The 19368-nt window shown below is 68.5% G+C and carries 19 protein-coding genes and 1 pseudogene; 4 read left to right on the top strand and 16 right to left on the bottom strand.

The window, feature by feature from the left end; translation table 11 throughout:
• Positions 1-11: 11 nt before the first annotated feature.
• Entirely contained in the window at positions 12-665 is a 654-nt protein-coding gene (locus tag ACGFZQ_RS16995; protein WP_393841042.1) for a GntR family transcriptional regulator, read from the top strand.
• Positions 666-1110: 445 nt separating this feature from the next.
• The gene (locus ACGFZQ_RS16990) at positions 1111-2265 is read left to right on the top strand and encodes an amidohydrolase family protein (protein ID WP_393841041.1); all 1155 of its coding nucleotides are present in this window, start codon (positions 1111-1113) and stop codon (positions 2263-2265) included.
• Between the two features lie 46 nt (positions 2266-2311).
• On the opposite strand, the gene ACGFZQ_RS16985 is transcribed toward ACGFZQ_RS16990, so the two are convergent.
• The 9 genes from ACGFZQ_RS16985 to ACGFZQ_RS16945 form a co-directional block, all read right to left on the bottom strand.
• The gene (locus ACGFZQ_RS16985) at positions 2312-3478 is read right to left on the bottom strand and encodes an MFS transporter (RefSeq protein ID WP_393841040.1); all 1167 of its coding nucleotides are present in this window, start codon (positions 3476-3478) and stop codon (positions 2312-2314) included.
• Between the two features lie 91 nt (positions 3479-3569).
• Positions 3570-4457, bottom strand: coding sequence for a RimK family alpha-L-glutamate ligase (locus tag ACGFZQ_RS16980; RefSeq protein WP_393841039.1), 888 nt, complete (start codon positions 4455-4457; stop codon positions 3570-3572).
• 27 nt (positions 4458-4484) lie between these two features.
• On the bottom strand, positions 4485-4691 hold the full coding sequence (locus ACGFZQ_RS16975) for a peptide ligase PGM1-related protein (RefSeq protein ID WP_393841038.1): 207 nt from the start codon (positions 4689-4691) through the stop codon (positions 4485-4487).
• Positions 4692-4794: 103 nt separating this feature from the next.
• On the bottom strand, positions 4795-5097 hold the full coding sequence (locus tag ACGFZQ_RS16970; RefSeq protein WP_393841037.1) for a hypothetical protein: 303 nt from the start codon (positions 5095-5097) through the stop codon (positions 4795-4797).
• Positions 5098-5627: 530 nt separating this feature from the next.
• On the bottom strand, positions 5628-6485 hold the full coding sequence (locus ACGFZQ_RS16965) for a hypothetical protein (RefSeq protein ID WP_393841036.1): 858 nt from the start codon (positions 6483-6485) through the stop codon (positions 5628-5630).
• Positions 6442-7962, bottom strand: a complete 1521-nt coding sequence (locus ACGFZQ_RS16960; RefSeq protein ID WP_393841035.1) for a hypothetical protein — start codon at positions 7960-7962, stop codon at positions 6442-6444. The genes ACGFZQ_RS16965 and ACGFZQ_RS16960 overlap by 44 nt, the downstream gene beginning before the upstream one ends.
• A gap of 12 nt (positions 7963-7974) precedes the next feature.
• Positions 7975-8316, bottom strand: a complete 342-nt coding sequence (locus ACGFZQ_RS16955) for a helix-turn-helix domain-containing protein (RefSeq protein ID WP_393841034.1) — start codon at positions 8314-8316, stop codon at positions 7975-7977.
• A complete protein-coding gene (locus tag ACGFZQ_RS16950) occupies positions 8313-8750 on the bottom strand; it encodes a tyrosine-type recombinase/integrase (protein WP_393841033.1) in 438 nt (145 codons plus the stop codon). The genes ACGFZQ_RS16955 and ACGFZQ_RS16950 overlap by 4 nt, the downstream gene beginning before the upstream one ends.
• On the bottom strand, positions 8726-9481 hold the full coding sequence (locus ACGFZQ_RS16945; protein ID WP_393841032.1) for a hypothetical protein: 756 nt from the start codon (positions 9479-9481) through the stop codon (positions 8726-8728). Before ACGFZQ_RS16945 ends, ACGFZQ_RS16950 begins: the two co-directional genes overlap by 25 nt.
• 121 nt (positions 9482-9602) lie before the next feature.
• Between ACGFZQ_RS16945 and ACGFZQ_RS16940 the strand changes: the two are divergent.
• A pseudogene (locus tag ACGFZQ_RS16940) lies at positions 9603-10564 on the top strand (1-aminocyclopropane-1-carboxylate deaminase).
• A 192-nt stretch (positions 10565-10756) separates the two neighbouring features.
• Here ACGFZQ_RS16940 and ACGFZQ_RS16935 read toward each other — a convergent pair.
• Positions 10757-12202, bottom strand: a complete 1446-nt coding sequence (locus ACGFZQ_RS16935) for an MFS transporter (protein ID WP_393841031.1) — start codon at positions 12200-12202, stop codon at positions 10757-10759.
• 152 nt (positions 12203-12354) lie between these two features.
• Here ACGFZQ_RS16935 and ACGFZQ_RS16930 point away from each other — a divergent pair, with 152 nt between their 5' ends.
• Entirely contained in the window at positions 12355-12921 is a 567-nt protein-coding gene (locus tag ACGFZQ_RS16930) for a helix-turn-helix domain-containing protein (RefSeq protein WP_351733007.1), read from the top strand.
• Between the two features lie 48 nt (positions 12922-12969).
• On the opposite strand, the gene ACGFZQ_RS16925 is transcribed toward ACGFZQ_RS16930, so the two are convergent.
• The 6 genes from ACGFZQ_RS16925 to ACGFZQ_RS16900 all read right to left on the bottom strand — a co-directional run bounded on the left by ACGFZQ_RS16925 (position 12970) and on the right by ACGFZQ_RS16900 (position 19329).
• A complete protein-coding gene (locus ACGFZQ_RS16925; RefSeq protein WP_393841030.1) occupies positions 12970-14238 on the bottom strand; it encodes a TerD family protein in 1269 nt (422 codons plus the stop codon).
• A 104-nt stretch (positions 14239-14342) separates the two neighbouring features.
• Positions 14343-15332 (bottom strand): zinc-dependent alcohol dehydrogenase family protein, encoded by a 990-nt coding sequence (locus ACGFZQ_RS16920; protein WP_382547229.1) that lies wholly within the window; start codon positions 15330-15332, stop codon positions 14343-14345.
• Positions 15329-16174: a carbohydrate ABC transporter permease gene (locus tag ACGFZQ_RS16915; protein ID WP_382547232.1), complete on the bottom strand. Its 846-nt coding sequence runs from the start codon at positions 16172-16174 to the stop codon at positions 15329-15331. The genes ACGFZQ_RS16920 and ACGFZQ_RS16915 overlap by 4 nt, the downstream gene beginning before the upstream one ends.
• Positions 16171-17106, bottom strand: coding sequence for a carbohydrate ABC transporter permease (locus ACGFZQ_RS16910; protein ID WP_393841029.1), 936 nt, complete (start codon positions 17104-17106; stop codon positions 16171-16173). The genes ACGFZQ_RS16915 and ACGFZQ_RS16910 overlap by 4 nt, the downstream gene beginning before the upstream one ends.
• Positions 17103-18470 carry an ABC transporter substrate-binding protein gene (locus tag ACGFZQ_RS16905; protein ID WP_393841028.1) on the bottom strand — a complete coding sequence of 456 codons (1368 nt, stop codon included), beginning with the start codon at positions 18468-18470 and terminating at the stop codon, positions 17103-17105. The genes ACGFZQ_RS16910 and ACGFZQ_RS16905 overlap by 4 nt, the downstream gene beginning before the upstream one ends.
• A gap of 88 nt (positions 18471-18558) precedes the next feature.
• Positions 18559-19329, bottom strand: a complete 771-nt coding sequence (locus ACGFZQ_RS16900) for a DeoR/GlpR family DNA-binding transcription regulator (protein ID WP_393841027.1) — start codon at positions 19327-19329, stop codon at positions 18559-18561.
• Between the last annotated feature and the right edge of the window lie 39 nt (positions 19330-19368).

Below are 19368 nucleotides of genomic sequence, written 5' to 3'. Positions count from 1 at the left end.
CATTTCAGTTCATGGAGAGCCTGCGCCCCCTGCCCCGCACCCTGCTCCGCGACCGCGCCTACGCGGCCATCCGCGATGCCATCGTCGCCGGGGAGATCGAACCCGGCGCGGTGGTGCGTGACGCCGAGTTCGCGGAGCGGCTCGGGCTGTCCCGGGCGCCGGTGCGGGAGGCGTTCGCCCGGCTCGTCGACGAGGGGCTTCTGGAGAGCAAGCCGCAGAGCTATACCCGGGTCACCCCGGTCGTGGCCGCCGACGTACGGGACGCGGCGGCCGTGGTCGGCGCCATGCACGAACTGGCCACCCGGGCCGCCGTACCCCGGCTGCGGGACACCGACCTCGACGTGATGCGCGCGGCCAACGACCGGTTCGCCGCCGCGGTGGGCGCCGGTGACGTGGACGAGGCCCTGCGCGCCGACGACGAACTGCACGACGTCCTGATCCGGGTGGCCGGCAACCGCGCGGCCGCGGCCACCGTCGCCCGCTACACCCCGCTCATCCGCCGCCTGGAACGCCGCCGCTTCGGCGAGGGCGGCTCCTGCCGCTCGGCAGGCCTGCACGAACGGCTCATCGAGGCCTGCGCGGCCGGCGACCCGGAGGCGGCGCTCCGGGTCACGGCCGACATCTGGCACACCCTCGCAGACCGGGTCGACGACACCACCGACTGACCACCCCGCCAGGAGGCACCCCATGTCCCTTTCCTCCTACGACCGTTACCCCCTCCTCTTCGGGCCCTCGCCCGTGCATCCGCTGGAGCGGCTCACCGCCCACCTCGGCGGTGCCGCGCTGTGAAGCGAGCGGGTTCGTCGCGAACTGGAGCTGGAATCCGGAGAACCCGCGCGTGAATGGCTGCGCCTTGAGGGAGAGTGTGGCGGGTTGATCGTGTCGGCGGAAGATGAGCCTCCGAATGCCACGTCCCGGTGACTCTTTCCGAGCCGACAGAGCGTGTGTACGAGTGCTGGCGTTTGATGGACGAGCGCGTGGCCCGGTGGTCAAGGCCCATCCCAAAGTGACGTTTCGCAACGGTAAGACCAAGACACCACATTGATGATCTGCAGCCCCTAAACTGGTGCAGTGACTGGTGCCGATCAACCCGGGTGGAGGCCGACCGCGATGACAGTACTACTGGCGGGCGCGGAGATCCTCGATGTGGAGAGCGGCTCGATGGAACGCGCTGACGTTCTGCTGCAGGGTGATCGGATCGCGGCAGTGGGCCCTGGTCTGAGTGGCGACGAGCAAGTGGACTGTAGCGGCGGCACGCTGATCCCGGGACTTATCGACTGTCATGCGCATGTCGCATTCCCCTCGGGTGAACCGCTACCGCGCAGCGCCCGGATTTTGGAAGCGGTGGCCGTCCTGTATGACCTGCTCACGCGCGGTGTGACGACCGTACGCGACGCGTGGGGCGCCGACGCCGGGTTTCCCCACGCACTGAGTGCAGGCTGGATCAGGGGCCCTGACCTCCTGATAAGTGTTGGTCAACTGTCCCCGACCGGAGGTCTTGGCGACGACTGGTCACCCGAGTACGGCGACGCCGACGCCTTTGCCGATCCGTCCTTACCGGACCCGCTGTTCGACGGCACAGACAGCGCCAGGGCTGCTGTCCGCCGCATGGTGCGCGCGGGAGCGGACTGGATCAAGATGGGAGCCAACAGCCCGCTGTCGTCGATACGCAGGGGACGCGACATCACACCAACTGACGACGAGATACACGCACTGGTCGATGAAGCACGCCGGTGCGGTCGCGACGTGTTTGCCCACGCGCACACGCCTGACTCCGCAACGGCCGCCGCCCAGGCCGGCGTCCGCAGTATCGAGCATGGTGTCTTCCTGGACGAACACGCCATAGCCGCAATGCACCGTCATCGATGCTGGTACGTGCCCACTCTCGCCGGGATACGCAGTGAGGGTGACGAGGCGTCTGATGCGGCGCACCGGCGCTCCGTACAGCTGGCGCTGGCCACGGGCGTGCCCATAGCGGCTGGTTCGGACATGTCCACGCGCCCGCAAGTCGATGTGCTGGACGAACTGCCGCTGCTGTCCGAAGCCGGCCTCGGCGACGCCGGAGCTCTACGGGCGGCCACCAGTGAGGCCGCCCGACTGCTCCGGCTCGACCATGACCGCGGATGCGTCGCCCCGGGGCTGCGCGCGGACCTGGTCCTGCTCGACGGATCAGGACTCAGCCTCGAAGACCTGCCAGGACGGATTCGTACCGTGTGGCAGAACGGGCGACCCGTGACGGCGTCCCATGCCGGGTCGGGGCGGTAGCTGCCGCGTCCGCCAGGGACGGAGGGTGCCCCGTGGATCCCCGACATCATGAGACTTTTGCCTGATTCGCCTCCCTCGCTACCGTGGTCCATTCCCACCACCAGGTCAGGGTAAAGATCAACATGCCGGCGAGACCGAAAACGATCAGCAATACCTCTGCACTACCTGCTGCGAGGAACAGGGCGCTCACCGCGCTGGCCACAGTGAAGCCCACCGCTCCAAAGGAGTAGAGCAACGAAAACCCGACAGACCAGTCATCGGCGGGGAGCACGTCGGTGACTGTCAAACTGCGTGCCGTGCTCGCTGCGGCCTGAAACAAGCCGCACGCAGCCACCAAGACCACGGTCACGACCGGGGACCACACCACGCCCACTACGGCGACCATGAGCGAGAACCCGCCCGCGAAGATCAGGGTGTGCGTGTGCGGGCGACCGAACCAACGGCGAAGGCCGTACAAAAAACTTCCGACAATGCTGGTGACAGCCAACCCCGACAACGCGATCCCAGCCCACGCGGGCGGCCCGTGACGTTGACCCAGGATGCTCGGAAGCGTTACCTCCAGCACGGCCTGGAGCATCAACACCACCGTGGAAACGACGAGAGACGGCCAAATCGCCCGGACGACGGCCAGCGTCGAGTTCCGTCGCGGATCCGGCCGCACAGTGCTCTTGCCGTCTGCAACGCCCGTGACGGACTCCGGAAGCTTCACCGTGACAGCCGCGGCGACGAGCAGGCCACCGCAGACGATCAACAGTGGCGCATCCGGGTTCCACGCCACCGCAGCGGAAGCCGCCAGCGCGGGGCCGGCGATCTGACACAGTTGGTTCATGATCACATCGAGGGCCAGAGCGTTCTCCCGTGACTCGGGAACCAAACCGACCACGAGCGTGCGAAGCCCACCAAACGTCCCACTCGCAACGCCACCAGCCAGTGCCGCGAGTACGGCGGCGGCGAGTGGCGCTCCGAGTGAGAGGGTGACGACGACCCCCACCAGGGCGATAGCCTCGGTCGGCGCGACAAAGGCGAGTTCCTTTCTCAATGGGCGACGCTGGAACCGCGCACCCATTTTGGGAGCACCGATGGCCTCGCCTCCGGCGTAGGCGCCGGCGATGACGGCACCCCATGCGTAGGAACCGGTGTCCGACTTGGCCGCGAAGACGGCGCCGAGCGGAATCGTGCACACCGCGAGCCGAGTGCCAATTGTTGCAGCCATCCACCACCATACGCGGCTATTTGTCAGCAGGGACTGGTACGCAACCACTGCTGCCTCCGTCCACGAGTCCCGACGTCAGCCGCCTTTTCCATCAGCAACTTGACCTGTGGATCGTCTCGGCGACCTCGAAAACAGTCTCGACGAGATGCCGTCGTTCGGCCTCGTCGGCGAAACACCAGCATGGCGTATTGTTGAACTCCACTATTTTGTACCCCTCCTTTGTCGGTAGGAAATCGAGGCCGGCGACGGTGACACCCATGGCGGCGGCGGCACGCTTGCTTATACCAACCAGTTCTGGGTCGGCTGTGATGGCCGTCGCAGTCGCCCCCATGTTGACGTTGGCCTTCCAGTTCGAGGCGGCTGGAACGCGGTTGACGATGAGGGGAGCCTGGTCGCCGACAACGGTGACCCTTACGTCGCCCTGCGGATGCGGGAAATACGGCTGGCAGACAAGCAGCCGGTACTTCCGCAGCAGGCGTTCGGCTGCGGCCCGGCCGTCGGCCAGGTTGAAGATACGCTCGACGTCCACGCCGCCCAGGCCGAAAGAGGGTTTGAGAACTACGTGTTCCCAGTCGTCGATGGCCTCCTGGATCTCGGCGAGACTGGAACAAGATCGCGTAGGCGCGATCGGCAGGCCGATGGCCGCCAGGCGCTGGAGGCCCAGGAACTTGCTTTCTGCTTCGAGATAAGTGTCAGCCGGATCGAGAACGGTGACTCCCTCGACGTGACAGAGCAGCGCATACCGGTCGTAGTCGAGCTGTGTCGCCTCGGGGCGGATCTGAGCTCGCGAAAGTATGATGTCGAACTTCGAAACCGGCTCGCCGGCTATCAACGGTTCGACACCCGTCCTCGCGCTGGATCTGCAGCTCACATCGTCAAGAACGAACAGGGACGTTTCGTGGCCAAGATGCCGTCCGTCCTGGGTTAGTTCGACCGACTCGAAGTCATCGAGTTCATAGCCAAGAATTCCTACGTGCACCTGAGGTCCAATCTTGCACCGGGTACATTAGACGGAGATCTGCAGGATATCTTCCAGGCGCCGTTCGTACGCTGCTGCCTCATCGCGGGTACGGCCTATGGCGATGTATTCGACCGTTCCGGTTTCCGTGGTATTGTCCTGCGTGATGATGATTCCGGCGCCCTGCTCACGCCGAAAATGCAGCGCTTCACCATCAAGGAGCAGCAGCAGCCTGTGAAACTCGGGCGATCGCACAGAATTCCTGGTGAGCAAGACGGTGTTGTCTAGATAGTCGGGACCCAGCAGCCGTTGGCAGAGTGCGTCGATGTGCGTCGCTCCGCCCGCCCGGCCATTGAACTCATTGAAGATGAACTCGCCGGGACTTCTGGAACTGCGTGGAGCCGATCTGGTTCGCCTTGATGATGTCGTCGAGCTCTCGCTGTGATCCTTTTTCCGCGATGATCGACCTGAAATTTGAGTACACGATCCGGCAGTCGTCGGTGGGAACGGCGTCCCTGATGACGTAGGCAACTGAGCCATCGTAATGGCCGTCCCGGAGGAGGCCGAGCACAATGCCGACATCAAAATCTTGAATGCTGGATTCAAGATATCGGAATTTGGATCCCAATTGCAGACCGCGAGTACCGTCAGTGATGCTCATGCTGCTCCAGTCCTGTTGACAAAGGACCTGACTGGCGTTGCCGACTTCCCTCTCCTAGGGGTCTGTGCACCGTAGGTGGCATGGCCAAGCATGTAAAGATGGAGCGCTCAGCGATTGCGCCATCTTGAATCCGCAGGTCAGTCACTTTCCTGCTGGTCACGGAAGGGCGGACCGTAACACGGCGCCATAGAGGGACAGCTCATGTCGCTTCGTGTCGTTTTCAACCAGTTTCTTGGCGCTGACCGGTTACAAGGCGATTCTTGGGAAGATCTCATCAAGGCGCTCGTCCGGATGAACCACTTGGTCTGGGGATTCGGTGGGTCTGGTAGCCACAGATCTGGGTGATCAGAATGCTGGCCCGGGAGCGTGCCGCGACGGATCAACCGGCGAATGAGCAGATCGAGTCAAGGCTTGATTTCGTCGGTTCGCGGCGACGCGGCGTGAGGAGCTGGCCATGAATATCAGGCTCGTTCACGCTCCGCGCCTCCACCCTGAGCCATCGGTCGGTGGATCGAGGCTCAGCGAGGCGCTTACCGGGGAATGATGCCTGCCCGGTGAGGGTGGGCAGTGCGCACGTACTTCATGGCGGTGGACACGGAGATGCCGAGTACGCGGACGAGATGGACGGGGTCTGCGGTGTGGCGGGCCTCGTCAAGGATGCGGTCCGTGCGCAGGCCGTTGAGGGTGAGGCCGAGTCGCTGGAAGCTCGCAGGGAAGTAGTCGGCGCTGGTCGGCCCGGTGTGGATGACGGTTTGGCGGGTGACGAAGAGGTGGGGGTTGGTGGTACGGGGCCAGCGCTGGTGGCGGTAGCGGAGCCAGGAGTGCAGGAGGCGGAGGGTGAGGTCGTCAAGGTGGACGGTGTGACGGCCATGCGGGCGGCGGACGAGGAGTTGGGCGCGGGCGGAGATGACGTCGCCCAGGGTGACGCGGGTGAGGTCGGTGCCGTTGAGGGCGTGGAGGGTGACCAGGGCGAGAGCGAGGCGGATCGCGGGCCGGTCGGTGATGTCGAGTAGTCCGGCGAGGCGGTCAGGGGGCAGAGTTTCGGGGAGAGGTTCGTGGCGGGTGACGCTGAGGCCGCGGGTGGGGTCGGTGAAGATGAGCTTGGTCTGCTTCAGGGCGCGGAAGATCGAGCGCAGGGCTACGGCGCGTTCGTGGGCGCGGGCGCCCTTGACTGCGGTGACGGCGGTGTGAATGTCGGCGGTGGTGACCTGCCGCAGGGTCTGGTAGCTGCGGGCCCAGTCGCCGAGCGGTGTTTTGAGGTAGTTGAGGTATCTGCGCAGCGTGCGCCATTCGGTGGGCGGCCGGTTGGGGTGGCCGCGCAACAGTCCTGCCCAGGAGGCGAGTTCACCGGCGATACGCGGCGGATACCCGGCGATAGCCCGTTCCACGAAGGCTTCGGAGGCGCGCGGAGCGGGGCAGGGCTGGGGGAGCAGCAGTCCGCGTTCGGCAAGGAAGGCATTCAGTGCGCGGGGACGGCACCGGCTGCCACGGCCGGTAGCGGCGCGGATCGCGCGGAGATCGGATTCCGCGAAGGGAGCATCCGCACCCAGCCAAGTAGCCGCGGTGCGCAGGACGTGGGCGGCGGCGTGGCGTGAGTCGTCTGTCCAGGGCGTGGGCGCGGGCATGGGCGTCGAAAGCAGCGAGCAGCCGGGCGGCCTCGGGTGTGGGATCGGGAAGGGTGCCCCTGTTCAGAGGGCTCCAGTCGCGTTCGGCAGGGAAGAGTTCCTGCTGGCCGTGCGGCACGAAAGCGGGCGGGGTGATCTGGTGCGGGTGTGTCTCCTCGTCCGTCTTGGTGGTGTTCTGTCCGGGTGGGCGGAGGATGGCTCGCGCGTCGGCCTGGTCCAGCCCGCGCTCGGTGAGGCGGAGTTGCAGCCACGAGACGTGGTCGTACTCGGGGCCGAGGAGGGCGCGGTGGCGCAGGCAGCCGTGACACCACCCCTCCCGCAGTGGCAGCGGACCCGTGCCGCAGCGCACGCAGTCCCCGACGGGGCGGGGGCGGGCGCACCAGATGTAGCAGCCCCGGCACAGCTGGCCGTGTCCGATACCCCATGCCTGGCAGTGCGTGCATGAGATCGGCGCGCGGGTACGGGCCCGGCGATGCGCGGCCGACTGCGGCGGAGCGTATGTGTCGGTCCCCTCGGCCAGGAGCCCCGCCCGGTCGAGGACCGCGGTCACGATGGGACGGCATCCGGGCAGAGCCTTGATCAGGCAGCCGTCGACCGGCCCGCCGCCAGCCGCGCGTCGGGCTGCCAGGACCAGACGCAGCATCCGCTGCGCCTGGCTGCGCCAGTCCACTATGTAGGCGTGCCCATCCGTATAGGAGCGCAGAATCTCCAACACCCGCCGGAGATCCGGGAGTTCCCTCTGTGGCCGATGGAGGATGTCGGAGGCGTGCTCACGGCGCATCCGATACGGCGGAGGGAACAGGGCGAGCTGCCCCGGTGCGGTGGGCGGGCAGATCCGGGGATCGTCGCGCAGCGGGGCAGGGCGCTGGGCACGGGCCCAGGCAGGCGGGTGGTACCGGCCGTCGCTACGCTGCCGGTAGGTGCCGAACGGAGCGGCCGTCGGCGTGATCCCCGGCACGATCAGGGCGAGTTGCGTGACGACCTGCCGCTTGGCGGCTACCACGGGGTCGTAGTACCAGGTGGCGTCGTAGTCGATGATGGCCAGGACGCACGTGCGGCAGAACCCGTCGACGTTGACGCGCCAGTTGCGCCAGTTGCGCCCGCAGCGGCGGCAGACCGCCGCGGGGTTGTACCGCTTCGAGCGCCACTGGTGGCAGGGGGAGCAATACGGCGGCTGCGCCAGCCGGCCCCATCCGTTGCAGCCCGCGCACTCGTCCGCCCGTGGCTTCGGCTTGCCCATCCGCGTGGCCGCTCAGTTCGGCGGCAGCGATCGCGGCCGCCCCGTACCGCGGCGCGGCATCGGACGGGGCCCAGGGCCGCTGTCCCCGACCGCACGCTCCTGCGGCTGCCCCATTTCCCCACTGGGCGCGATCCGTTCGACGGGGTCAGCCTCAAGTAGATCCCCGACCGTGCAATTGAGGGCGGCGCACATCTTGTCGAGGTCGTCGAGGCGAACGGTGACCGGGACACCGGACCAGAGTGCCGACACCTTCGACAGCGACGGCGTGAACCCGAACTCGGCGAACCGCGGCAGCAACTCGCTCGGCCGCCAGATGTTCTGCTTGGCTGCAGCCCAGCGCAGATTCCACTTCACGACAGACTCCCAGCGTCGACCCTCAGGCGTTGCGCGGCCCGCGCCGACGACTGCCGGCTGGCGACCTCCGGGTCGCCCTGGGCAGACAAAATGTAGCGAACGGTTGTCGTGGTCCACTCATGTCCGAGCAATTTCTGCACCTCCCACAAACTCATGCCTCCTTCGTAGCGGTGCGTGGCGCACGCGTGCCGCAGCAGGTGCGGGAACAACTGCCGGACCGGGCCCTGCAGATAGGCGGCCGAGGCCCGTTTCAGCGCCTTTCGCAACGTGGAGGGCGTCACCGCCGGCGCCACCGGCATGCACAGGTCCTCGATGCTCTTGGGCAGGCGCTCGGAGGGCCACACCGGCGCCTCGGGATGTTCGGGGTCATCCGCGAACAGGCCGCGGATGCCGGAGATGTACCACCACATCAGCGCCCGACCCTCGGCGAACATGAATGCCTCCCGCGGCCGGGGCCCGACCCACGAGCCCCCTTGCCCTGCACCAGGAACCGTCCGAACTCCCCTGACTCCCAGTGCAGATCACACATCTTCATCCCACACAGCTCGGCGGCCCGCACTCCCGAGATGTAGATCATCTTCGACATCACGTAGTCGCGGCAGGCCACCGCCTCCTTGCGGGCATTCGGCAAGTCCGAACGCCACGCGGCGAAGAACTCCCCGGTCGCGCGCGCCGACGGCGGCACCCGCAGCCCGAAATCCCCTCGATGCGCTTGCCGGTTGAACGGATCGATCGGAGACTCGACCGCCACTCCGAACTGTCGGAAGATCTCGTGGGAGTAGCGCTGCTCCAGGAACGCGAAGAAGTGGTCGATCTTGTTGAGCTTGGAACGGACCGTCGGCGCCTGCCGCTTACCAGGCCCCGCGAAGTACGCGTCCACATGCCGCGGGGTCAGCCGCCACGGCACCAGCTGGTAGTAATCGCAGACCTCGATGACCGGCTTCGTCAGCGCATCCAGCGTCGAGGAGGCCAGACCCGCCACATCACGAGCCCACTGGTACTCCACGAGCGTGTCCATGAAGAACGCCTGCTCGTCCTCCAGCGACGCACCACCGGCGTACCGGCGCTGCAAGGAGAGCACGTCAACCAGACCCTGATCCCCGCCCCGCGCATCCGAGGACTCATCCAGCACCTCGTCGGTGAGCGGGGGGACCAGAGACAGCACGCGAGTCCCAGAATCCACCATGATCCGTTAGATTACACGAACCGCTCGCGAAATCTGCCAGTAGTACGAGAAATTCAGGGCGAGAGGTCACGGTTCTTCCGGGCTCCCCCGACCTGCCAACATGCAGGAACAGTCCACTGCTGGGCCGTCAGGAACCCGCTCGTACTCCAGTTGGGCCAAGCGGGAGGACTGCAACTCCGGGATCGCGTACGGCGGGAACAAGACGCGCAAGCTGGAGTACCTGGTCGCGGACGCGCTCGCCAAGGGCTGCGACACCCTCGTCTCCATCGGCGGGGTGCAGTCCAACCACACCCGCCAGGTCGCCGCCGTCGCCGCCCGCGCCGGGCTCAAGTGCGTCCTGGTGCAGGAGAGCTGGGTGGAGTGGCCGGACTCCGTGTACGACAAGGTCGGCAACATCCTGATCAGCAGGCTGGCGGGCGCCGACGTGCGTCTCGTCCAGGCCGGGTTCGGGATCGGGTTCAAGGAGAGCTGGGAAGGGGCGCTGCGCGAGGTCGAGGAGTCGGGCGGCAAGCCGTACGCCATCCCGGCCGGCGCCTCCGACCACCCGCTCGGCGGGCTCGGCTTCGCCAACTGGGCTTACGAGGTCGCCGAGCAGGAGGAGCAACTGGGCGTCTTCTTCGACACGGTGATCGTCTGCTCGGTGACCGGGTCGACCCAGGCCGGCATGGTCGCCGGGTTCGCCGCGCTGGAAGAGGCGGGTGGGCGCGCGAGCGCCGGGTCATCGGCATCGACGCCTCGGCCAAGCCGGCCGAGACCCGTGAGCAGGTGGCCCGGATCGCCCGGCGCACCGGCGAACTCATCGGGGTCAAGGGTGAGTTGACCGTGGAGCTGGACGACCGCTACCACGCCGGCATCTACGGCATCCCGGACGACACCACCCTCGCGGCGATGCGCCTCGCCGCCCGCACCGAGGGCATGGTCACCGACCCGGTGTACGAGGGGAAGTCGATGGCGGGGATGGTGGACCTCGTCGAGCGGGGCGAGATAGGGACCGATTCCACGGTGCTCTACGCCCACCTCGGCGGCCAGCCGGCGCTGAACGCGTACAGCGCTTTGTTCTAGACGGTTTGTCGATCGTCCGGCCGGTGCGCGCCGGTTGTCGACTGCGGGTGCGTTGTGGCTGGTCGCGCAGTTCCCCGCGCCCCTGACGGGGCGCGGGGCTGTATCGATATGCGGCTCCGCCGCGTGGGCGCGACCAGTCACGACGGCGCCGTAGTCGACAGTTGGCATGTCGCGGCAGTCCCAGCGGAGCGCTCAGGCTCCCTGCCGCCGCGGACTCGTGATCACCAACCCCGCCACCAGCAGCGCGGCCACCGCGACCAGTGACCCGATGCCGAAGGCACGGGACGCGCCGTGGGTGAGGATCTCGGCGGGCGTGCCGGTCGCGTGCCTGGTCACCGTGCCGTACACGGTGACCAGGACGGCGAGTCCGAGGGTGCCGCCCAGCCACTGCAGCGTCTGTAGCAGGCCGGAGGCGGCGCCGGCCTCCCGGGGCTCGATACGGGCCAGGATGGTCGCGTTGAGCGGCATGAAGCTCAGGCCGATGCCCGCGCCCAGCAACAGCAGCGGGCCGAGCACTCCGGTGACGTACCCGTCGCCGGGCCGCAGTCGCCACAGCCAGCCGGCGGCGACGACCAGCAGGGAGATGCCGGTGAGCAGCACCGGCTTGGCCCCGGAGCGGGCCAGCAGCCGGGGTACCAGACGCACCGTCGTGAACATCGCCAGGGTCATCGGCAGGAAGGCGAACCCGGCGCGCAACGGGCTGTAATCCAGGACCTGCTGGCAGACGAGGGTGAGGAAGTAGAAGGCGCCGAACATGCCCGCGGGCAGCAGCATGATGGTGAGATATCCGCCCGCCCGGTCGCGGTCGGCGAACAGCCGTAGCGGCATGATCGGCTGGCCGGCCCGGGACTCGACCAGGGTGAAGCCGAGGAGCAGCGCGAGGGCGCAGCCGAAGCCGGACAGGGCCTGGGTGTCGGACCAGCCCGCCTCGGAGACCCGGATGAACGCGTAGACGAGGGAGGTCATCCCGGCCGTCCCGGTCAGCGCACCCGCCAGGTCGAAGCGGCCCGCGTGGCGCGGGGTCTCGGCGACGAAGCGGGGCAGGGCCAGGAACAGGGCGACGCCGATGGGCACGTTGATGAGCAGGGCCCAGCGCCAGGACGCCCACGAGGTGAGCATGCCGCCCAGGACCAGGCCGACGGAGCCGCCGATGCCGGCCATGGCGGAGTAGATGCTCAGGGCGTGGTTGCGGCGTGGGCCCTGGGGGAAGTTGGTGGTGATCAGGGCCAGGGTGCTGGGGGCGATGAGTGCCGCGCCGACGCCCTGCAGCGCGCGTGCCGTGAGCAGCCAGCCGCCCTCCGTGGCGACCCCGCCGAGCAGCGAGGTCAGTGCGAACAGCAGCGCTCCGGCGCCGAGCGTGCGACGGCGGCCGAGGATGTCGCCGACCCGCCCGCCGAGCAGTAACAGACCGCCGAAGGCGAGGGTGTAGGCGTTGAGCACCCAGGACAGGCCGGTCCGGCTGAACCCCAGGTCCTGCTGGATGTCGGGCAGTGCGACGTTGACGACGGTGGAGTCGACGCCGACCATCAGGTAGGCGGTGACGATGACGAGAAGGGCGGAACCGAGCCTGGCGGGGTGCGGAGGGGCCGATGGGGTGTCGGCGGCGGATGGCGCGGACGGGCTGGACGGGGCGGACATGAGGTTCTCCCGGTCTGTGCGTCCCCCGCGCGGGCATGGTGAAGTACGGGCAGACGGACTGCCCGTGGAGCACACGGCGATAAGCGGGGACTGTCTCCGTTTAGTGCTCGATAAGATACGGAGAGAGTCCCCGGTTCGCAAGGAGTAACTGGATGACGCAGGTCAGACCCATGCGTGCGGATGCCCGCCGCAACTACGAGCGACTGCTGAAGGTGGCCGCCGAGGCCTTCGCCGAGCACGGGGAGAACGCGTCGCTGGACGACATCGCCAAGCGGGCGGGCGTCGGCTCCGGCACGCTCTACCGGCACTTCCCGACGCGGCAGGCGCTGCTGGAGGCCGCGTTCGTGGAGCGGCTGGAGGGGCTGGCGGCGACGGCCGACGAGTTCGCCGCGGAACTGCCGCCGAGCGCGGCGCTGACGGAGTGGCTGAACGAACTGTGCGTCGCCACCATCCAGGTACGCGGCCTGAAGGCGCTGCTGGGCTCGGCGGTCACGGACGGCAGCTCGGCCGCGGTCACGGCGTGCGGCACCACGGTCCGCGGCGCGGCGACCCGGCTGGTGGAGGCGGCGAAGGCGGAGGGCACCCTGCGCCCGGACATCGAGCCGATCGAACTCCTGCGCCTGGCACACGGACTGGCCACGGCATCGGAACTGGCCAACGGGCAGGGCAAGGAGATCCGGCGGTATCTGTCGCTGCTCACGGAGGGGCTGCGGCCGTAGCGCCCACGGCCGCGCGCTCCTCCCCGGATCCGCGTGAGCGAGCCTTCGTCAGAGTGCCTGCGCCCCCGGCTTCACCATGTTCCGTACCGTCCGGGCCTTCACGAACTCGCCCAGCGCCGTCATGTCCCACTCGCCGGAGAACTGGCGGACCAGCTTGGCCATCATCACGCCGGTCTGCGCCTCGGCGCTGGTGAGGTCGAAGCGGACCAGTTCCTCGCCGGTCGCCGCGTCCAGGAGGCGGCAGTAGGCCTTGGCGACCTCCGTGAACTTCTGGCCGGAGAAGGAGTTGACGGTGAAGACCAGGCCGGTGACCTCCGGGGGGATCCGGCCGAGGTCGACCACGATCACCTCGTCGTCGCCGCCTCCCTCACCGGTGAGGTTGTCGCCGGAGTGCTTGATCGCGCCGTTGAGGATGGACAGCTTGCCGAAGTAGCAGCTGTCGACGTGGTCGCGCTGCGGGCCGTAGGCGATGACCGAGGCGTCCAGGTCGATGTCCTTGCCGCGGAACGCCGGCTCCCAGCCCAGGCCCATCTTGACCTGGGAGAGCAGCGGGCTGCCGCCCTTGACCAGGGACACGGTCTGGTTCTTCTGGAGGCTGACCCTGCCCTTGTCGAGGTTGATCTTCCCGGCGCCCGGGGCGGGTGCGGCGGGCGGCGCGGGAGGCACGGGCGGGGCCACGACCGGGGGAGCCGTCGGCTGCGGGGCCGCCGGCTGGGCGGCGGCCGGCTGGGCGGCGGCCGGCTGGGCGGCGGCCGGCTGGGCGGCGGCCGGCTGGGCGGCGGCCGGCTGGGCGGCGGCCGGCTGGGGGGCCGGGGCCGCCGCCGGTTCCTCCACGGTGACGCCGAAGTCGGTCGCGATGCCGGCCAGCCCGTTCGCGTACCCCTGGCCGACCGCGCGGGCCTTCCACGCGCCGTTGCGCAGGTAGATCTCGACGACCACCAGGGCCGTCTCGGTGCCCAGCTGCGGCGGCGTGAACGTGCCCAGCACCGAGCCGTCGTCCGCGTTGCGGATCGTCGCCGTCGGCTCGATGCCCTGGAAGGTCTGGCCTGCGGCGTCGGGGCTCGCGGTGACGACGATCTTCTCGATGCCCGGGGGCACGGCGGCCGTGTCGACGGTGATGGCGTCCGCGGACGCACCGCCGCCGGAGCGGTACGTCACACCCGGGCCGCTGGGCTGGTTGTAGAAGATGAAGTCGTCGTCGGAGCGCACCTTGCCGTCGCCGGTGAGCAGCAGGCCCGACACGTCGAGCCGCACCGGGGCGGCGACGTCCACCGCCACCCGGGAGACGGGGAGAGGGATGTTCGAGCCAGGGGTCATAGCTGTCATGCCCCGTGAACGAACGACCCCGCTTTACCGTTCCCTTACCGAAGAGCGGGACCCCCGGAACCCCCCGATCGGCTCAGGGGGCACCGCGATCCGGCTCAGGGGACGACGACGATCTTCCGTCCCACGCCCGCCGCGAACTGCTCCAGCGCCTGCGGGTAGCTGTCGAGCGGGAGGCGGTCGCTGATGAAGACCTCCGGGTCCAGGACCCCGTTCGCGAACAGCTCCGCCGCGCGTTCGTAGCTGTGCAGGACGGCCATGGAGCCGGTGATGGTGATCTCCTGGTTGTAGATGCGGTACGGGTCGATCGTCACCCGGGTCGCGTAGTCGGCGACGCCGAACTGGAGGAACGTGCCGGCCTTCGACACCCGCTCCAGGCCGTCCTGGATCGCCGCCGCGTTGCCGGTCGCGTCGATCACCACGTCCCAGCCCCGCGGCCGGTCCAGTTCGTCGGCGTTCGCGGCGGACCCGGAGACGCCGAGCGCGCGGGCCGTCTCCAGCCGGGCCGGGTTCAGGTCGACCACGTCGACGCTCGCCGCGCCGGTCCGCTTGGCGAGTTCCAGCATCATCAGGCCCATGGTCCCGGAGCCGTAGATCAGGACGTGGGCGCCCAGCCGGGACTTGAGGACGTCGTAGCCGCGTACCGCGCAGGACAGCGGCTCGACCAGGGCCGCGTCCTGGGTGCGGACGTGCTCGGGGAGCTTCACGCAGTTGGCGACCGGGGCCACCGCGTACTGGGCGGCCCCGCCCGGCACGGTCACGCCGATCGCGGCCCAGCGTTCGCAGAGGTTGTTGTGGCCGTCCCGGCAGTAGCGGCACTCGTGGCAGTACAGGGACGGGTCGACCGCGACCTGGTCGCCGATCGCCACCTCGGTCACCTGGGCGCCCACGCCGACCACCTCGCCGGCGAACTCGTGGCCCGGCACGATCGGCAGCTTGGGCGCGAACTCGCCCTGGAGGATGTGCAGATCGGTTCCGCACAGCCCGCAGGCGGCCACTTCCACCACGACCTCGCGGGGGCCCGGTGTCGGGTCGGGGACCTCGGTGACGACGGCACGGCCCACGGACTCGATGACGGCGGCCTTCATTTCACGGCTCCCAACGACAGGCCCTGGACCAGCTTGTCCTGGGCGGCGAACCCCGCGGCGAGCACCGGCAGGGAGACGACGAGCGACGCGGCGCACACCTTGGCCAGGAACAGGCCCTGGCTGGTGATGAAGCCGGTCAGGAAGACGGGGGCGGTCTCGGCGACCACGCCCGTCAGGACTCGGGCGAAGAGAAGTTCGTTCCAGCTGAAGATGAAGCAGATCAGCGAGGTCGCGGCGATGCCGGGCAGCGCGATCGGGGCGACCACGCGCGCGAGGATCGTCGGGAGGCGGGCGCCGTCGATCTGGGCCGCCTCGATCACGGCGACCGGGACCTCGGCGAGGAAGGACTGCATCATCCACACCGCGATCGGCAGGTTCATGGAGGTGTAGAGGATGACCAGGAACCAGATGTTGTCCAGCATCCCGGTGTTCTTCGCGAACAGGTAGATCGGCAGCAGACCGGCCACCACCGGCAGCATCTTGGTGGAGAGGAAGAAGAACAGGACGTCCGTCCACTTCTTCACCCGCCGGATCGACAGCGCGTAGGCCGCCGGGAAGGCCAGGACGAGGACGAGGAGGGTCGAGACGATCGACGCGACCGCCGAGTTGACCAGCGCAGGCCAGGGGCTCGCGCCGCCGCCCGCCCCGAAGAACTCGCGGTAGCCGTCCAGGGTGAGGGCGGCGCCGAAGGAGGGCGGGTTGGTCGCCGCGTCCGCCTCGGAGTGGAAGGACGTCAGCGCCATCCAGGCGATGGGGAAGAAGAAGACGATGCCGACCAGCCAGGCCACCAGCCCGACGCTGCGGCCCCGGTGCTTCCTGACGTGTAGGGCGAGGCTGCTCATGCGCGGGACGCCTCCTCTCGGAACAGGGACGACACCACGCGCAGGGCGAAGGTCGCGATGATGATCGAGCCGATGACGACCAGGACGCCGGCGGCCGAGGCGAGGCCGTTCTCGTGGGCCTGGTAGAAGCTCTGGTACACGGTGTAGGGGAGGTTGGCGGTGCCCAGGCCGCCGGACGTGATCGTGAAGACCGCGTCGAAGTTCTGGACGATGTAGATGCTGCCCAGCAGGGCGCCGAGTTCGAGATAGCGGCGCAGGTGCGGGAGCGTGAGATAGCGGAAGACCTGCCAGTCGCTCGCGCCGTCCACCCGGGCGGCCTCGATCTGCTCGGGGTCACGGCTCTGCAGCCCGGCGAGCAGGATCAGCATCATGAACGGCGTCCACTGCCACACCAGGGCGGCCTCGACCGCCAGCAGCGGGGTGCTGGAGATCCAGTCGGGCTGCGGCCCGCCGACGTAGTGCAACAGGCCGTTGAGCAGGCCGTATTCGGGGTTGTAGAGGACGTGCTTCCAGAGCAGGGCGGCGGCCACCGGGACCACCAGGAAGGGGGCGATCAGCAGGGTGCGGACGACGCCCCGGCCGCGGAACCTGTTGTTCAGGAGCAGCGCAAGGGCGAGGCCGAGGACCAGGCTGACCAGGACCACGGTCACGGTGAGCAGCACCGTCGTCCACACCGAGTGGCGCAGGTCGGCGTCGGTCAGGACCTGGCGGTAGTTGTCGACGCCGGCGAAGTGCCGGGCCTTCGGATAGAGGGCGTTCCAGTCGAAGAAGGAGATGACCACCGTGGCCACGAACGGCAGCTGGGTCACGACGATCATGAAGACCAGGGCGGGCAGGAGGGGGGCCCGGGTGGCCCAGGCGCGCAGGCGGGCGGAGGGCGGCCGCGTGGCGCGTACGGGTGTCGCTGGGTAGGGGGCTGTCGTCGCGGTCATCGTCCCTCGTACTCCTTGGAGATCTTCTCGGCGAGCTGCTGGGACTTCTTCAGGGCCGAGTCGACGGACTGTCGTCCGGCGATGGCCGAACTGATCTCCTGGGAGACCTTGGTGCCGAGATCGGTGAACTCGGGGATGTCGACGAACTGGATGCCGGGCGCGGGGCGGGGCTGGACGCCGGGGTCGTTCGGGCGGGCGCTCTCGATGGCCTCCTTGGTCATCTCCTGGAACGCGGCGGCCGACTTGACGTAGTCCGGGTTCGTGTACGTCGACGCCCGCTTGCCCGCCGGGACGTTGGACCAGCCGCTGGTCTGTCCGACCAGTTCCTCGTACTGCTTGCTGGACGCCCAGGACACGAACTTCCAGGCCTTGTCCGGGTTGCGGGAGGCCTTCTGGATGCCCCAGGCCCAGGTGTAGAGCCAGCCGGCGGACTTGGTCTGCTCGACGGGCGCGGGGGCGTAGCCGAGCTTGCCCTTGACCGGGGAGTCGTTCGCTTCCAGGAGGCCGGCCGCGGAGGTGGCGTCGTACCACATGGCGACCTTGCCCTGGGTCATGTTGTTGAGGCACTCGGCGAAGCCGGACTGGGGGGCGCCGGACTCGCCGTGCTTGCGGACGAGATCGACATAGAACTTCGTCGCCTTCTCGAAGCCGGACCCGGTCAGCTGGGCCTTCCAGTCCTTGTCGAACCAGGTGCCCCCGTAGGTGTTCACGACCGTGGTCAGCGGTGCCATCAGCTCGCCCCAGCCGGGCAGGCCGCGCAGACAGATGCCGCGCATGCCGGACTGGGCGCCGTCCACTTTGGCGGCGAGGTCGGCGACCTGCTGCCAGGTGGGGTGCGCGGGCATCGTCAGGCCCTTCGCCGCGAAGACGTCCTTGCGGTACATCAGGAACGACGACTCGCCGTAGAAGGGCTGGCCGTAGAGCTTGCCGTCGTCGGCGGTCAGGGACTCGCGCATCGGCTGGAGGATGTCCTTCTCGTCGAAGCCGGGGTCCTTGGCGACGTAGGAGTCCATCTCGTGCAGCCAGCCGTTGCGGGCGTAGATCGGTATCTCGTAGTTGGACAGGGTGGCCACGTCGTACTGGCCGGCCTGGTTGGCGAAGTCCTGGCTGATCTTGTCGCGGACGTCGTTCTCGGGCAGGACGGTGAAGTTGACCTTGATGCCGGTCTCCTTGGTGAAGCGCGGGGCGAGCTTCTGGAGTTCCGTCATCTGGGGGTTGTTGACCATCAGCACGTTGATCGAATCGCCGCCGGAACCGGACCCGCCCGCACCGACCCAGCAGCCGGAGAGCAGCGGGGCGAGCAGCGTCCCTGCGGCGGCCATGGCGAGTGTGACTCGCGGCCTCCGTCGGCTCGGGGTTCGCATGGATCGCTCCTGGAGGAATCGTGATATATGGGGCATTGCGGGGTGTGGAAGAGCCCTTCGGGAAGGGCGTGGGTGTGTCGTCGGTGTGTCAGACCCTGATGACCTGCGGGCCCAGCAGGGCGTAGCGGTGGGCCTCGGCGGCCGGAAGAAGGGTGCTCGTCACGATCGCCTCCAGGGCGCCGACCTCGGTGAAGCGGCAGAAGCTGACGGCTCCGAACTTGGTGTGCACGCCCGCGAAGACCGTCCGGCGGGCGGCGCGCACGGCCTGTGCCTTGACCTCGCTGACGGCGGGGTCGGGGGTGGTCAGGCCGTGCTCGCGCGAGATGCCGTTGGCTCCAATGTAGGCGAGATCGAGAACGAAGCCGGCGAGCATCTTCGTCGTCCAGTGGTCGACGGTCGCCAGCGTGCCGGCCCGCACCCGTCCGCCGAGCAGCAGCACCGACATGTTCTCGGTCTCGGCGAGCGCGCCCGCGACCGGCAGTGACGCGGTGACCACGGTCAGTGGCCGGTCCGTCGGCAGTGCCTCGGCGATGAGCTGCGGGGTGAAGCCCTCGTCGACGAAGACGGTCTCGGCGTCGCCCAGCAGCTCGGCGGCGGCCGACGCGATCCGCCGCTTCTCCGGGACGTGGCTGGTCGAACGGAAGGCGAGCGTGGTCTCGAAACCGGCGCTCTCGACGGGATACGCGCCCCCGTGGGTACGGCGGACCAGGCCGTGGTCCTCCAGGGCGCGCAGGTCCCGCCGGATGGTTTCCTTGGCCACGCCCAGGGTGGCGGCGAGAGCGGTGACGTCGACCGAGCCGGTGACGCGCGCGGCCCGCACGATCTCGCGCTGGCGTTCTTCCGCCGTCCACGTGCTCATCTCGTCACCCACTTCCCTGTGGAACTGCCCGTTCGGGCC

It is taken from the genome of Streptomyces sp. NPDC048254 (genome assembly GCF_043201895.1).
Taxonomy (GTDB): Bacteria; Actinomycetota; Actinomycetes; order Streptomycetales; family Streptomycetaceae; genus Streptomyces.
The sequence above is the reverse complement of the archived record's forward strand: the minus strand, read 5'-3'. Positions and strand labels throughout refer to the sequence as shown.

Coding starts and splice junctions, on each gene's coding strand:
- ACGFZQ_RS16995 (WP_393841042.1), top strand. CDS start 12: ATGGAGAGCCTGCGCCCCCTGCCCCGCACCCTGCTCCGCGACCGCGCC.
- ACGFZQ_RS16990 (WP_393841041.1), top strand. CDS start 1,111: ATGACAGTACTACTGGCGGGCGCGGAGATCCTCGATGTGGAGAGCGGC.
- ACGFZQ_RS16985 (WP_393841040.1), bottom strand. CDS start 3,478: ATGGCTGCAACAATTGGCACTCGGCTCGCGGTGTGCACGATTCCGCTC.
- ACGFZQ_RS16970 (WP_393841037.1), bottom strand. CDS start 5,097: ATGAGCATCACTGACGGTACTCGCGGTCTGCAATTGGGATCCAAATTC.
- ACGFZQ_RS16960 (WP_393841035.1), bottom strand. CDS start 7,962: ATGGGCAAGCCGAAGCCACGGGCGGACGAGTGCGCGGGCTGCAACGGA.
- ACGFZQ_RS16950 (WP_393841033.1), bottom strand. CDS start 8,750: ATGTTCGCCGAGGGTCGGGCGCTGATGTGGTGGTACATCTCCGGCATC.
- ACGFZQ_RS16935 (WP_393841031.1), bottom strand. CDS start 12,202: ATGTCCGCCCCGTCCAGCCCGTCCGCGCCATCCGCCGCCGACACCCCA.
- ACGFZQ_RS16930 (WP_351733007.1), top strand. CDS start 12,355: ATGACGCAGGTCAGACCCATGCGTGCGGATGCCCGCCGCAACTACGAG.
- ACGFZQ_RS16925 (WP_393841030.1), bottom strand. CDS start 14,238: ATGACCCCTGGCTCGAACATCCCTCTCCCCGTCTCCCGGGTGGCGGTG.
- ACGFZQ_RS16920 (WP_382547229.1), bottom strand. CDS start 15,332: ATGAAGGCCGCCGTCATCGAGTCCGTGGGCCGTGCCGTCGTCACCGAG.
- ACGFZQ_RS16915 (WP_382547232.1), bottom strand. CDS start 16,174: ATGAGCAGCCTCGCCCTACACGTCAGGAAGCACCGGGGCCGCAGCGTC.
- ACGFZQ_RS16910 (WP_393841029.1), bottom strand. CDS start 17,106: ATGACCGCGACGACAGCCCCCTACCCAGCGACACCCGTACGCGCCACG.
- ACGFZQ_RS16905 (WP_393841028.1), bottom strand. CDS start 18,470: ATGCGAACCCCGAGCCGACGGAGGCCGCGAGTCACACTCGCCATGGCC.
- ACGFZQ_RS16900 (WP_393841027.1), bottom strand. CDS start 19,329: ATGAGCACGTGGACGGCGGAAGAACGCCAGCGCGAGATCGTGCGGGCC.